This is a genomic window from Oerskovia sp. NPDC060338 (genome assembly GCF_042726295.1).
GTDB classification, from domain to species: Bacteria; Actinomycetota; Actinomycetes; order Actinomycetales; family Cellulomonadaceae; genus Oerskovia; species Oerskovia merdavium.
Genome location: NZ_JBHXCQ010000001.1, coordinates 185,130 through 198,468 on the forward strand (window position 1 = coordinate 185,130; position 13,339 = coordinate 198,468).

13 protein-coding genes and 1 pseudogene are annotated in these 13,339 nt (G+C 74.2%); 8 read left to right on the forward strand and 6 right to left on the reverse strand.

From position 1 onward, the window contains the following. The first annotated feature begins 103 nt into the window (after positions 1–103). Positions 104–991, forward strand: a complete 888-nt coding sequence (locus ACFWGN_RS00870; RefSeq protein ID WP_377615263.1) for a TetR/AcrR family transcriptional regulator — start codon at positions 104–106, stop codon at positions 989–991. Between the two features lie 291 nt (positions 992–1,282). Continuing rightward, complete coding sequence (locus ACFWGN_RS00875) at positions 1,283–1,888, forward strand: HdeD family acid-resistance protein (protein WP_377615264.1); 606 nt, start codon at positions 1,283–1,285, stop codon at positions 1,886–1,888. Positions 1,889–2,179: 291 nt separating this feature from the next. Here ACFWGN_RS00875 and ACFWGN_RS00880 read toward each other — a convergent pair whose 3' ends face one another. Then, on the reverse strand, positions 2,180–3,100 hold the full coding sequence (locus ACFWGN_RS00880; protein ID WP_191802680.1) for a sugar phosphate isomerase/epimerase: 921 nt from the start codon (positions 3,098–3,100) through the stop codon (positions 2,180–2,182). 113 nt (positions 3,101–3,213) lie between these two features. On the opposite strand from ACFWGN_RS00880, the gene ACFWGN_RS00885 reads away from it, so the two are divergent. Continuing rightward, a complete protein-coding gene (locus ACFWGN_RS00885) occupies positions 3,214–3,480 on the forward strand; it encodes an HPr family phosphocarrier protein (protein WP_318244460.1) in 267 nt (88 codons plus the stop codon). A gap of 172 nt (positions 3,481–3,652) precedes the next feature. On the opposite strand, the gene ptsP is transcribed toward ACFWGN_RS00885, so the two are convergent. Then, the gene (gene ptsP / locus ACFWGN_RS00890) at positions 3,653–5,392 is read right to left on the reverse strand and encodes a phosphoenolpyruvate--protein phosphotransferase (RefSeq protein WP_377615265.1); all 1,740 of its coding nucleotides are present in this window, start codon (positions 5,390–5,392) and stop codon (positions 3,653–3,655) included. Further along, a complete protein-coding gene (locus tag ACFWGN_RS00895) occupies positions 5,389–6,816 on the reverse strand; it encodes a PTS transporter subunit EIIC (RefSeq protein ID WP_377615266.1) in 1,428 nt (475 codons plus the stop codon). Before ACFWGN_RS00895 ends, ptsP begins: the two co-directional genes overlap by 4 nt. Before the next feature lie 235 nt (positions 6,817–7,051). Here ACFWGN_RS00895 and ACFWGN_RS00900 point away from each other — a divergent pair, with 235 nt between their 5' ends. The 4 genes and pseudogenes from ACFWGN_RS00900 to ACFWGN_RS00915 all read left to right on the forward strand — a co-directional run bounded on the left by ACFWGN_RS00900 (position 7,052) and on the right by ACFWGN_RS00915 (position 9,033). Further along, entirely contained in the window at positions 7,052–7,843 is a 792-nt protein-coding gene (locus ACFWGN_RS00900) for a GntR family transcriptional regulator (RefSeq protein WP_377615267.1), read from the forward strand. Between the two features lie 25 nt (positions 7,844–7,868). Then, positions 7,869–8,147, forward strand: a pseudogene (locus tag ACFWGN_RS00905) (PTS transporter subunit EIIB); the annotation flags it as partial. A 191-nt stretch (positions 8,148–8,338) separates the two neighbouring features. Then, positions 8,339–8,569: a PTS transporter subunit EIIB gene (locus ACFWGN_RS00910; RefSeq protein ID WP_191802671.1), complete on the forward strand. Its 231-nt coding sequence runs from the start codon at positions 8,339–8,341 to the stop codon at positions 8,567–8,569. Further along, positions 8,569–9,033, forward strand: coding sequence for a PTS glucose transporter subunit IIA (locus ACFWGN_RS00915; protein WP_377615268.1), 465 nt, complete (start codon positions 8,569–8,571; stop codon positions 9,031–9,033). The genes ACFWGN_RS00910 and ACFWGN_RS00915 overlap by 1 nt, the downstream gene beginning before the upstream one ends. A 68-nt stretch (positions 9,034–9,101) precedes the next feature. Here ACFWGN_RS00915 and ACFWGN_RS00920 read toward each other — a convergent pair whose 3' ends face one another. Next, positions 9,102–11,303 (reverse strand): NHL domain-containing thioredoxin family protein, encoded by a 2,202-nt coding sequence (locus tag ACFWGN_RS00920; RefSeq protein WP_377615269.1) that lies wholly within the window; start codon positions 11,301–11,303, stop codon positions 9,102–9,104. A gap of 95 nt (positions 11,304–11,398) precedes the next feature. Here ACFWGN_RS00920 and ACFWGN_RS00925 point away from each other — a divergent pair, with 95 nt between their 5' ends. Then, positions 11,399–11,890 carry a GNAT family N-acetyltransferase gene (locus ACFWGN_RS00925; protein WP_377615270.1) on the forward strand — a complete coding sequence of 164 codons (492 nt, stop codon included), beginning with the start codon at positions 11,399–11,401 and terminating at the stop codon, positions 11,888–11,890. A 10-nt stretch (positions 11,891–11,900) separates the two neighbouring features. Here the strand turns inward: ACFWGN_RS00925 and ACFWGN_RS00930 are convergent, their stop codons facing one another. Both ACFWGN_RS00930 and ACFWGN_RS00935 read right to left on the reverse strand, forming a co-directional pair. Further along, a complete protein-coding gene (locus ACFWGN_RS00930) occupies positions 11,901–12,209 on the reverse strand; it encodes a hypothetical protein (protein WP_377615271.1) in 309 nt (102 codons plus the stop codon). A 44-nt stretch (positions 12,210–12,253) separates the two neighbouring features. After that, positions 12,254–13,291: a hypothetical protein gene (locus ACFWGN_RS00935; RefSeq protein WP_191802663.1), complete on the reverse strand. Its 1,038-nt coding sequence runs from the start codon at positions 13,289–13,291 to the stop codon at positions 12,254–12,256. Positions 13,292–13,339 lie beyond the last annotated feature (48 nt).

Below are 13,339 nucleotides of genomic sequence, written 5' to 3' on the forward strand. Positions count from 1 at the left end.
GCCTCTCACGTACGGTGTACTGGAAAGAGATTTCACGTTAGCATACGGCGTACGGGAACTGAAGGGTCCCCGGAACCGCGCGGAAGTGGGAGGATCAGGCACCATGGCCAGCAACACCGTCACCCCCGTCCCCTCCGACGGGGTGGACTCCGCCCGGACCCCCGACTCATCGGTCGACGCCGAAGCCGGCGCTGACACTGACGGCACGGACGACGTCGTGGAGGACGTCGTGGACGACCCGACCGACCAGGTCCCCCGCCCCGACGACGTGACCCGGCGCCTCGCGCTCCTGTGGGACCCGCCCGCGCCGCCCACGCGCGGGCGCAAGGCGCGCCTGACCCTCGCCGAGGTCGTCGAGGCCGGGACCGCGGTCGCGCAGGAGGTCGGGCTCGAGGCCCTCTCGATGCGCCGCGTCGCCGCACGCCTGGGTGTGGGCGCCATGTCGCTCTACACCTACGTGCCCGGGCGCACCGAGCTCGTCGACCTCATGATCGACCGGGCGTTCGGCGAGCTCGACCTGCCCCCGGCCGACGCCCCCTGGCGCGAGGGCCTGTCGCGGTACGCGCGCGAGGTCTGGCACCTCTACCAGCGACACCCCTGGATCCTGCAGACCAACATGTGGCGCCTCCCCTTGTCGCCGCACGTGCTCGACGCCCAGGAGGCCGGGCTGCGGACGCTCGTCGACACCGGGCTGCCCGCCGACCAGGTCGTCGAGATCCTCGGACTGGTCGACACGTTCGTGCGCGGCCTCGCACGGGCCGCTGTGGCTGAGACCGTCGAGAACGACGCGAGCGGCATGAGCAGCGACGAGTACTGGACGTCGATGAGCAGCTTCTGGGCAGACTGGTTCGACGTCGAGCGCTACCCCGTCATGACCCGGATCTGGGAGGCCGGCGGGTTCGACACACCCACCGACCCGTTCGACGCGTCGCTCGACAGGCTGCTCGACGGGGTCGAGATGACGATCGACCGGGCCCGCGAGCAGGGCTGACGGCCGCCCCTTCGGATGCCGGGGCGCGGGCCCTGCGGGTGCCGAGGCGCGGGCCCCCGGGTGCCGAGCACGAGGTTGTGGTCGTTCTGCCGCCCGGAACGACCGCAACCTCGTGCTCGACCGCGCGGAACCTCGTGCTCGGCATGCCGGCCGGGTGAACTCCTCGCTCGACCGGGAGCCCGAGCGGGTCCGCCGCGCGCCCGGCACCCCCGCGCGCTACGTTCCCAGGAACGAGGCCCTGCGACGCCCACGGACCCGCCGGGGGCAGGCCCCGTGAGGACGGTGGACCCCATGACCGAGCAGGACGAGTCCCTCACCGGACGCACCACCAAGATCGCCCGCCGCCTGTGGGGCCTCGCCTACCTGCGCGGCATCCTGTTCCTCGTTGTCGGCGTGGTGCTGTTCGTCGAGCCCGACCGCGGCATCCAGTGGCTCACGTGGCTCGTGGCCGCGATGGCCGCCCTCCAGGGGGTCCTCTTCCTGATCGAGGCCGGGCGGCAGCGCAAGAACGGCGAGGGCGGCGTGTGGCGCTGGGTCGTGGGAGGCCTGGGGATCGCGGTCGGCATCACGCTCGCGGCCTGGCCCTCGGCGAGCGTCACGCTCGTGCTGCGGCTCGTGGGCATCTGGGCGCTCGTCGCGGGGCTCGTGGGGCTCGTCGGCGCGCTGCGCGCCCGCAGGACCCGCGAACCCGGCTGGGACTGGGAGCTCGCCACGGCCGCGCTGTGGGTCGTGTTCGGCATCCTGGTCCTCGTGAGCCCCGTGACCGGGCTGCAGACCATCACGGTCCTCCTGGGCCTCTACCTCGTCGTGACGGGCGTCGTGATCCTCGTCGCGGCGTTCGCGCAGAGCACGGCCGCGAAGGACGCCAAGGCCGCGCTCGCGGGGCCGGCGGCGTAGACGGGCTCGGCGGCTGGGGCGAGCCCCACCGCGTAGGCAGGCTCGGCTGCCTGGGCGAGCCCGACGGCGGCGGTCCCGGCCGGTCGACCGGCACCGGCGGTCGATCGGCACCGGCGGTCGATCGGCACGGACGAGGGCACCGGCCGCCCCCGCCGAGCACGAGGGTCCGTGCAGTCGAGGACGGGGTTGTGTTCGTTCTGCCACTCAGAACGAACACAACCCCGTTCTCGGCACCCGGCTCACCCCGCGCACCCGGCTCACCCGGCGCACCCCGCTCGACCCCTACCAGCCCTACCAGGCGTCCAGGTGCCGGTGCTCGTGCCCCGGCGGCGGCTCGTACTCCGCGTGCTGCCCGGGCTGGAGGTAGGTGCGCGCGAACGCGAGCGACGCCGCGAGGTCCTCGAAGCGCTCGGCCGCCGTCCGCGCCCGCCGGGTCGCGATCTCGACCACGACGTCGCCCTCCCACCCGCGGCGCACGAGCTCGCCCAGCACCTTGTCGCACGGCTGGCCCCCGCGGCCGGGCACCAGGTGCTCGTCCGACATGGAGTCGGTCCCGTCGGCGAGGTGCACGTGCGCGAGCCGGTCGCCGAACACGTCGAGCAGGTCGAGGCTGTTCTGCCGGGCCACTGCCGCGTGCGAGAGGTCGAGCGTCACCTTGTCGTAGGGGTGGTCGGTGGGGTCCCAGCCGGGCAGGTACGCCTGGACCTCGCGCTTGCGCCCGCGCCACGGGTACATGTTCTCGACCGCGATCGTCACGCCCGTCGCCGCGTTGAGCTCGCGCACGTGGTCGGCGAACCCGCGCGCGTACAGGCCCTGCCAGCGGAACGGCGGGTGCACCACGACCGTCCCCGCGCCCAGCTCGAGCGCGAGGTCCACGGTGCGCTCGAGCTTGGGTCCCGGCAGGCGACCCCACACGCGCTGGCTGACCAGGAGCGTGGGGGCGTGCACGCTGCGGATCGGGACGCCCACGTCGGCCGAGAGCTTGGCGAGAGCCTTGGCGTCCTGGGTCGTCGAGTCGGACCAGACCATGACCTCCATGCCGTCGTACCCCAGGTGGGCCGCGGCCTCGAACGCGAACGGCGCCTTGCGCGGGTACACGCTCGCGCTGGACAGCGTGACCTTGATCCGGGGCTCGTCGCCCGTGCTGGGCTCGCCCTCGCCGGGTTCGCCCGGGACGGGCGGCTGGGCGTCGGGCGTCGTCGCTTCGCGCATGTCCGCCACCCTAGCCCCGACGGATGTGCGTCGTTCACAGGTCGTCCGTCGGGGCCACGGAACTCTGGCAGGATGCTGACCGTCGCAGCCGTCCAGAGCACAGGAGGACCCTCGTGGAACGTACCGCCGTCGTCGCTCTCCCCGACGGGCTGCACGCGCGCCCCGCGGCGTTGTTCGCCGCCGAAGCAGGAAAGCAGGCTGTGCCCGTGACCATCCGCAAGGGCGACGGCGAGGCCGTCGACGCATCCTCGATCCTCGGTGTCATGACGCTGGGGGCTGGTCACGGCGACGAGGTCGTCCTGTCCACGGACACCGACGACGAGCGGGCCCTGGCCGCGCTCGAGTCGCTCGTCGCGTACCTCGAGCAGGACTCTGCCTGAGCCCTCGGTGGCTCCTTCCACGATCCTGCCCGACGGCGGCGCGCACGCCGCGTCGTCGGCCCGCCTCCCGGGGTCCCCGGAGGTGAGGCGACGACCCGGCCCGGGCTCTGCCGTCGGGCAGGTCGCACGGCACGTCGCTCCCCCGTACCCCGAGGGGGCGAGACGCCGTGCCCTAGAGCCCCAGTCGCTCCAGGACGGTCAGGCGCCGACGGACCGCAGCGCGCGCAGCGCCCGCGGTCGGTGCGGCGAGCGCCAGGCGGGCCAGGTCGACGCACTCGCGTGACGTCGTCGACGCGAGCACGGCGGCGACGTCGCCCAGGGCGCGCGGGGTCATCGAGAGCGACGTGACGCCCAGGCCCACGAGCACCGCCGCGAGGGCCGGGTCGGCTGCCGCCTCGCCGCACACCCCGACCGGGCGGCCGCTGGCCTCGCCTCCCTGGCACGCCGCGTGGATCAGGGCGAGCACGGCGGGCTGCCACGACGTCGACAAGGACGCGAGCCCACCGAGCTCCCGGTCCGCGGCCATCGTGTACTGCGTGAGGTCGTTGGTGCCGAGGCTCGCGAAGTCGGCGTGCTCGAGCAGCCAGCGCGACTGGAGGGCGGCGGCCGGGACCTCGATCATGACCCCCGCCGACGACAGCCCGTGCGCGCGGCACGCGTCCACGAACTCGTGGGCCTCGTCGGGCGTCGCGACCATGGGGGCCATGACCCACACGTCGGCGGACTCCGCGGCCGCCGCGAGCGCGATCGCCTCGAGCTGACGGTCCAGGACCTGCGGGAAGCGCACCGCGGTCCGGAGCCCCCGCACGCCGAGCGCAGGGTTGGGCTCGACGGTCGCCCCGACGAACGCCAGCGGCTTGTCGACGCCCGCGTCGAGCGTGCGGACCACGACCCTGCGGTCCGGGAACTCCGCGAGCACCGCACGGTAGGCCGCGACCTGCTCGGCCAGCTCGGGCTCGGCGTCCCTGCCCAGGAACGAGAGCTCGGTGCGGAAGAGCCCCACCCCCTCGGCCCCGGCCGCAGCCGCGTCGCGCGCCTCGCGCGCGTCCGAGACGTTGGCGAGGAGCTGGACCCGGACCCCGTCGGCGGTCCGGCCCGTCCCGTCGAACGCCCGGAAGACCGAAGGACGCTGCGCGGCGCGCGCGAGGTGCGCGACGTCGTCGGGCGACGGGTCGCGCTCGACCGATCCCCGCGAGCCGTCCACCAGGACGGTCTCGCCGTCACGCAGGCTGCCCGCCCCCGCGACCGCGACGATCGCCGGGATCCCGAGCGAGCGCGCGAGAATCGCCGTGTGGGACGTGGGCCCGCCGCCCGTCGTGACGATCGCCGCGACCCGGTCGGGGTTGAGCGTGGCCGTGTCGGCGGGGGCCAGGTCGTCGGCGACGAGGACGAACGGGCGGTCCCGGTCCGGCACCCCGGGCGGGCACAGCCCCAGGAGCGAGGACACGATCCGGTCGCGGACGTCCCGCACGTCCCGGGCGCGGCCTGCCATCACCCCACCCAGGGACTCCAGCCGGTCGGCGAGCGCGCTGCCCGCCTCCCAGACCGCGCGCGTCGGGGTCGCGCGACGCTCGCGCACCCGGCGCACGGCCTCCTTGAGGAGCGTCGGGTCGCCGGCCATGGCCGCCGTGACGGTCAGGACCTCGGAAGCCGTCCCGCTCGCGCAGGCCGCCCGGTCCATGAGGTCCTCGCGGACCGCCCGGACGGCCGCCTCGATCGCGCCGACGACGCGCTCCAGGTCTGCGGCGTCGTCCACCTCCCCGACGGGCGGCTCGGGCACGGGGGCCGGCATGGTCGCGACGACGCCGATGCTCCGTCCGGGGCTGACGCCGACCCCGCTCAACGCAGGGTGCGTCCCCCGGCGCGGGGCGCGGGCACGGTGGTCCGAAGGGGTGCGGAGGGCGGTGCTCATGAGCTGCTCCTGACGTCGGCGTTCGGGGGCGGGGTGCTGGGGTCGGGCGATGTCGGGGGGTGCGGGTCAGGGTCCGGGTCCGGGTCCGGGGCCGCCTCTGCGGCGCGCCCGTCGCGGGAAGTCCCGCGCTCGACGGGCTCGCTGGGCAGGGACTCGCCCGGAGGTGAGCCGCCGGGCAGCGACTCACCGGGCGTGTCGTCCTCCTCGCGCCCAGGCGTCCGCAGGTTCCACCGCGTGATGACGAACCGGAAGAGGAAGTAGTAGACGACCGCGTAGCCCAGCCCGATCAGGATGAGCAGCAGGGGCATGGACGCGATGCGGAAGTTCAGGAGGTAGTCGATCGCGCCGGCGGAGAACCCGAACCCGGACTTGACGCCGAGCGCGTTGACGAGCGCGAGCGAGGTGCCCGTGAGGACGGCGTGGATCGCGTACAGCGGGTAGGCGACGTAGACGAACGCGAACTCGAGGGGCTCGGTCAGACCCGTGACGAACGCGACGAGCGCGGCCGAGCCCATGATGCCGCCGACCACCTTGCGGTGCTGCGGCTTGGAGGTGTGCACGATCGCGAGCGCGGCCGCGGGCAGGGCGAACATGAAGATCGGGAAGAAGCCCGTCATGAACGTCCCCGCCGTGGGGTCTCCGTGCAGGAACCTCGCGATGTCGCCGTGCCAGACCGCACCGTTCTGGTCGGTGTAGTCCCCGAACTGGAGCCAGGGCATCGAGTTGAGCAGGTGGTGCAGGCCGAGGGGCACGAGGAGGCGGTTGACCGTTCCGTAGACGAACGCCCCGATGATCGTCGAGCCCGTGACCCAGGTGCCGAGGGCCGTGAAGCCTGCCTCGAACCAGTGGTAGGCGAGGGCGCCCAGGACGGCGATCACGACGGCGGCACCCGCCGTGACGATCGGGACGAAGCGGCGGCCGCCGAAGAACGCGAGGTAGGCAGGGAGCTTGATCCGGTAGTACCGCTGGAAGAGGAGCGCGGCGACCAGGCCCATGACGATCCCGCCGAGGACCCCGTAGTCGATGAGCGGCTGCTCGGTTCCCGGGGGCGCCTCGCCGAGGATCGCGGGCGAGAGCGCGTCGCCCACGCCCTTGAACACGAGGTATCCCATGACGGCCGCGAGCCCCGTGGAGCCGTCGGCCTTCTTGGCGTACCCGACGGCCACGCCGACCGCGAAGAGGAGCGGCAGGTTGTCGAAGAGCGCGTTCCCGGCCGCCCCGAGGACGTCCGCGACGTACTGCATCCATCCGATCGTCCCGGCGACCCCCTCGGACCCGAGCATGTCGGGCTGGCCGAGGCGGACCAGGACGGCGGCGGCCGGCAGGGAGGCGATGGGGAGCATGAGGGATCGCCCGACCCTCTGCAGCTGGGCGAAGCCGGGGATCCCGCGCTTCACGCGCGGTGTGTCGACGGCGGTCGTCATGGGCACTCCTCGTCGGGCGCTGGTGCCGCACCGAGGGACCACGTGCGCACCGTTGGACTGGGTCGAGCTGGCGAGATCGCGACGCAGGACCGGACGGGGAGCGCGTCGTTGCTGTGGTCCCGCTATCGTTCCGACCTTGGCGCGATAGTTGTCTGGACCACTTGCGCAAAGAGTGGTCTAGACATCATCATGTGTCAAGCCCTGGCCACCCCGGGGCACCGAGAGTGAGGACGACGTGGCAGCGACGACGCAGGCCAAAGCACCCAAGGGCGGGCACAAGTACCAAGCCGTCCGTGCCTACCTGGCCGACCTGATCGTGAGCGAGCTGGCCGTCGGCGACGCCGTCCCCTCCGAGCGCGTGCTCACCGAGAAGTTCGGCGTCTCCCGGATGACCGTCCGCCAGGCCCTCGACGCCCTCGTGGCCGACGGCGTCCTCCAGCGCGAGCAGGGGCGCGGCACCTTCGTGGCCCCGCAGCACACCGACTTCGAGATGCGGCTCACGACGTTCGGCGAGGAGGCTCGGCGCCGTGGCATGGTCCCGGGCACGCAGGTCCTCGAGAGCGGCACGACCCCCGCAGGACGGCTCGTCGCCGAGGCGCTCGGGTGCGGCGAGGACGAGCTCATGCACTACGTCGAGCGCCTGCGCTTCGCCGACGGGACCCCCATGGGCGTCGAGCGTGCGTGGGTCCCGGTCCACCTCGCGCCCGACCTGCTCGACGACGGCGTCCCTGACAGCCTCTACGACGCCCTGAAGGTCCGTGGCCACGCACCCACGTGGGGCGAGGACACGATCCTGGCGGCCGAGGCCACGGCCAAGGAGCTCGCGCTCCTCGCCATGAACGGAGGGCGCGCGGTCCTGCGGGCCCACCGGCGCACGTTCTCGGACGACGGCGCCTGCATGTACTCCCAGATGTGCTACCGCGGCGACCGGTACAGCGTCGTCGTCCCGCTGCGCGAAGCACGACCGACCATCGTCCCCCGGGTCCAGCCCGACGCCGACGACACGGCGGACGGGGCGGACGCCTGATGGGCGGGCCGCCCCGGGTAGGACCGACCTCACCACCGACCTCAGGAAGGATGCAGCGATGACTGCAGCAGATGCAGCACGGGCCGCCGCGATACTCGCCGGCCTCGGCGGGGTCGAGAACATCGAGGAGATCGACCCCTGCACCACGCGCCTGCGCTCGCTCGTCAAGGACCCGACCCTGGTGGACGTCGCAGCGCTGCGCGCGGCCGGGGCCTACGGCGTCATGACGACGGGCAGGGTCGTCCAGGTCGTCGTCGGGCCGCAGGTCGACACCATCGCCTCGGACCTCGCCGACCTCATGTAGGACGCGACCGGTCGCCCCGCGCCAGGAGACACCGCTGTCCACCCTGGCCCCACCCGCCTCGCCCGCCCACGCATCACCGCTCGACGCCCCGACGCGCCCCGCGCGCAGCGGACGAGCACGCCCGGACCGCCGACCCGCGCGGCGCCCGGACCACCGACCCGCCGCCGTTCCCGCACTCGAAGGAGCACCGCATGAGCAAGGCACAGCAGATCCTCCTGGGACTCGGCGGTGACGCCAACGTCCTCGACCTGGAGCCCTGCATCACGCGGCTGCGCGTCGAGGTCCAGGACCCCGGGCTCGTCGACGAGCGTCTCCTGACGACGGCGGGCGCGGTCGCGATCGTCCGGAGCGGTCGCGCCGTCCAGGTGATCGTCGGCCCCGAGGCCGACACCCTCGCCTCCGACATCGCGGACCTGCGCTGATGCCCGCGCCGCTCACCCTCCTGGCCCCTGTCGCGGGGACCGTCGTGGAGCTCTCGGAGGTCGACGACCCGGTGTTCTCGGCCGGGCTCGTCGGAGCAGGGCTCGCGATCGAGCCCGACCCGGCCGAGGGAGCCCTCGTCGTCGCACCCATCAGCGGGACGATCGTCAAGGTCCACCCGCACGCGTTCGTGCTCCAGCACGAGGACGGTCGAGCCGTGCTCGTGCACCTGGGCATCAACACGGTCCAGCTCGGCGGCGCGGGGTTCACGCTCCACGCCGCCCTCGGCGACGTCGTCCGCCGCGGTGCGACGCTCGTGACGTGGGACCCCGTCGCGGTCGAGGCCGGAGGACGTTCTGCGGTGTGCCCGGTCGTGGCGCTCGACGGCGCGCGCGACGCCATGACTCCCCTGGCCCAGGTGGGCGCATGGATCGCTCGCGGCACCGAGCTGTTGTCCTGGGGGTGAGCCGCGCCGTCAGGCCGAGCCCGACGTCCCGGTCACGCTCGACCTGAGGGGGCGCCCCGAGGCGAAGCTCAGCCGCGGAGCGGAAGCGTCAGCCCCCGGCCCCGGGCCACCTCAGGAGCTTCGTCGTCCGGGCCGGCCGGGGACACGCCGCGGTCCACGACCCGCACCGGCACGCCCCAGTCCTGCTGCGCCAGGTGGCACGCGGGGAACACGTCGGGGTCGGGCGTCCCGTCGGCCAGCAGCGGCACGACGTCGCACGACGCGGCCTGCGCGGTCACGTGCAGCACTCCCTCGCCCACCTCGGGGTTCACGACGAGCTCCCGGGACAGGTCGGTGCCCGTCCCCGCCCCCTCGAGCAGCAGCTCGGGCGGCGTCGAGCTGACCGTGAGGCGCGTCGAGGGGCCGTACCGGTCGTCGAGCTTCTGCCCGGGGGCGGGCGAGAACGGCACGTCGAGGCGCAGGGCGCCGGCCACGACCTCGGTCACGGGGCGCTGCGTGCGGTGCGCTCCGCCGTCGAGCAGCTCCCCGGCCAGGGTCGCCGGGAGCGCGACGCGCGTGATGCGGTGCGCGGCCGACTCCACGACGAGCAGGTCGATGCGCGCGCCGGGCGCCGCGGGCGCTCCTGGCGTCCACGGCTCGCCGTCCACGAGCACGACGACGTCGCTCGGCTCCGCGAGCCCCGTCGCCAGGGTCGTCACCTGGCCCGCGACCGGGTCCTGACCGACGCCCGGGTCGGAGCCCGCGGCGGCCGGCGGGACGAACCGGCGGATCGCGCCGTTGTACGTGTCGGCGACGGCGACGCTCCCGTCGGGCAGCACGGCGACGCCGAGCGGGTGCTGGAGCAGGGCCTGGTCGGCCGCACCGTCGCGGTGACCGAAGTCGAACAGCCCCTGCCCGACGGCGGTGCTCACCTCCACCCCTTCCGGCACGACGGCGACGCCACCACCGAGCCCGGTGACGCGGCGGAGCGCCGACGTCTCGGAGTCCGCGACCCAGACCGCGCCATCCTCCCCGACCGCCAGACCGGACGGCTGCGCGAACCACGCCCCGGACCCAGGCCCGTCCTCCAGCCCCTCGTTCATGGTCCCGGCCAGGAGCCCCAGCTTCCAGCCGTCGACCGCCCACAGCGTGTGGTTGCCGGCCATGGCGATCACGAACCCGCCCAGAGCCTCCGACCACACGACGTCCCACGGCGACGACAGCCTCACGTCCAGCGGGTCGTAGGTCAGCGCGGGGTCGAAACGGCCCGAAGATCGCTGATCGGGGAGGGCGAGGAGGGTGGCGGCGGCGGGTCGTGGCGGGTCTGGCGGGAGGTCGTGAGGGACGAGCGACCGGATGGCAGACCCGCCGCCGCCACCCTCCTCGCCCGAGGCGCCCACCACGTTCTCGACACCGCCCACCATGTACTGCTGCCCGTTCCCCGCGACCGTCGTCACGTGGCCGTCTGCGAGCCGCACCCCGCGCAGCGCGTGGTTCACGGTGTCGGCGACCAGCACGTCGTAGCCGAGCAGCGACCGCAGCTCGGTCGGGACCAGGCACAGCCCGTTGGGCTCGCTGAACCGGGCGTCGTCGGGCCCGCCGTCGACGAGCCCGCGCTCGCCCGAGCCGATGCGCCGGACGAGCGTCTCGCCGTCGGGCAGGAGCTCGGCGAGCGAGTGGTGGCCCGCGTCCGCGACCAGGAGGTTGCCTCCCGGGAGCGCGATCGCCTTGGCGGGGAAGCGCAGCGTGCCCGACGTCGGGGCGGGGGGCACGTAGACGTCGTCGCTCCCCGCGGCGAGGGACCGCAACGTGCCCTTGGCGCGGTGCTCGGTCACGAGCTCGTCGACGAGCGCGGCGAGCGCGGACGCGTGCCCCTCGCCGGCCATCTGCGCGACGACGTAGCCCTCGGGGTCGATCACGACGAGCGTCGGCCAGGCCCGTGCGGTGTACGCGGACCAGGTGACGAGCTCCGGGTCGTCGAGGACCGGGTGCCGCACCTCGTAGCGCTCGACAGCGGCGGCGAGCGCGACCGGGTCGGCCTCGTGCTCGAACTTCGGGGAGTGGACGCCGATGATGACGAGGTCGTCGCGACGGGCCTCCTCGAGCTCGCGCAGCTCGTCGAGGACGTGCAGGCAGTTGACGCAGCAGAACGTCCAGAAGTCGAGGACGACGACCCGCCCGCGCAGGTCAGCGAGCGACACGTCGCGGCCGCCGGTGTTGAGCCAGCCGCGCCCGACGAGCTCGGAGGCGCGGACGCGGGGCAGGCGGGCGTGGGGGGTCGTGGAGCTCACCCGAGAATTCTGCCCCAGGCCGGGCGTCCGCCCGCCACCCGCTGCTAGCCTCGCGGCCTGAGGCTCGTGGACCGACCCCTGCGCAAGGAGGCGTGATGACTGACGAGGCGACACGGAGGTCTCGGCTCCGGAGGATGCGGGAGGACGACCTCCCGGTGCTGTTCGAGATCCAGCGCGACGCCACGGCCCAGCGCCAGGCCGCCTTCACCGACGCGACCGCCGGCGACCGCGACGCCTACCTGAGCAAGTTCCGCAGGATCCTCGCCGACGACGCGATCGTGAGCAGGGTCGTGGAGGTCGACGGCGAGGTCGTCGGCAGCGTGGCCGCCTTCCCGATCGAGGGCGACACCGAGGTCACCTACTGGATCCGGAGGGACTGGTGGGGCCGAGGAGTGGCGACAGAGGCGCTGGCAGCCCTGCTCCAGGAGGTGCCCACGCGGCCGCTCCAGGCACGGGTCGCCGAGGACAACCTCGGCTCGCGCAGGGTCCTGGAGCGCAACGGGTTCGTGCGGATCGGCAGCGAGGAGTCGTTCGCGACGGCACGCGACACGACCATCACGGAACTGATCCTCGAGCTGCCCGCCTGACGGGCCGGTCTCAGCCCGCGCCCACGTGCCCCGTGACGCGCACGACGACCGCGACGCCGTCGACCTCCTGCGGCACCTCGCCCCGCGCGTCGGCGTTGACCACGTTGACCTGGAGGCACCAGGTGTCCTCGGCCGGCTCCGCGTCCTGCGCCGGCTCGGCCTGCACGGCTGCCTCGCCGTCGCCCGCACCGGCCGGGCCGGCGGCGACGCCCGGGGTGGCAGGCCCGCGCGTCAGCCCGATCCCGGTCACGCCGTCGTGCTCCGCCAGGGCGTGCTTGAGCGCGGCCTTCGCTTCCCGGGCCTGCTCGAGGCTCGCCACGGCGCACCGCCCTCCCACCGTCCGGCGCGTGACGCGGGCCCGCGTCAGACGGCGAGCCGTGCGTCGAGCGCGGCGAGGACGGTGTCGATCGGGTTGACGTACGTCAGCCCGGTCCCATTCTCTCCCCCGGTCTCCGACCCGGCAAAGAGCAGACCGAGCGCGACACCGTCCTCCCGGTACACGAGCGACCCCGAGTCGCCGCCCCGTGAGAAGGGGCCGGTGCCCGTGGACTCGACCTCGATCTGGTCGTCGAAGCGGAGCGCCCCGAGCCCTTCGCCGTACCCGACCACGACGTCGTCGAGCTCGATCGCGGTCACGCGCCCCGCGGTGACCGCGGTCGTGCGGCCGATCTTGCCGACCACCTCGCCGCCCAGCGCGACGGCCGTGGAGGTGATGCGCCCCACGGGGTAGTCGAGGTGCACCTCAGGGTCGTCGAGCAGCGCGATAGCGGCGTCGACGGTCGCCGTCCGCCCGGGGGCGAGGGGCACGGTCGCGGCGAGCGTCCCGACCTGGTCTGCGGGTGCACGTCCGCCGTCGGCAGGCCCCGGCTGCACGACGGCGTCCCCCACCTTCGCGCGCGGGGAGCCCGCGAGCACGTGGAAGTTGGACAGGGCGTGCAGCACCTCCCCGACCAGGACGAACGCGCCGAGCGTGCCCGCGGTGACGTCGACGTGCGCGATCGAGACGCCCGGACGCAGCGGGCGCACGCGCCCCGTCTCCCCTGCTGCCTGCGCGGTCACGACGGGCGGGCGTGGCCCGGTGCCGCCCGTCCGCGCGAGCGGACGGATCCGTCCGGTGCGGCGCACGTCCACGACCGGCCCGGCCTCGGACGCGACGCGGCGCGCGATGCTCCGGGCCGCCGGGACGCCGAGCCGGTAACGCACCGCGATGCCGTACCCGCCGCCCTCGCGGGGGGCGAGGCCGAGCGCGAGCGTGGGGGCCCGCACGGCCTGCGCGGCCGCCGTGTCCTCACCGGGCGCGCCCGCGGCGCTGGCCGTCGCGTCCGTGCCCGCACGCTCCGCGAGATCTCGCGCGAAGTCCGCCAGCTGCAGCTTGATCTCCCGTGCCTCGTCCCTGTCCATGCGACGAGGCTGGCACAGCCCACCGACACGCGCGCGCCACCTTCGGGC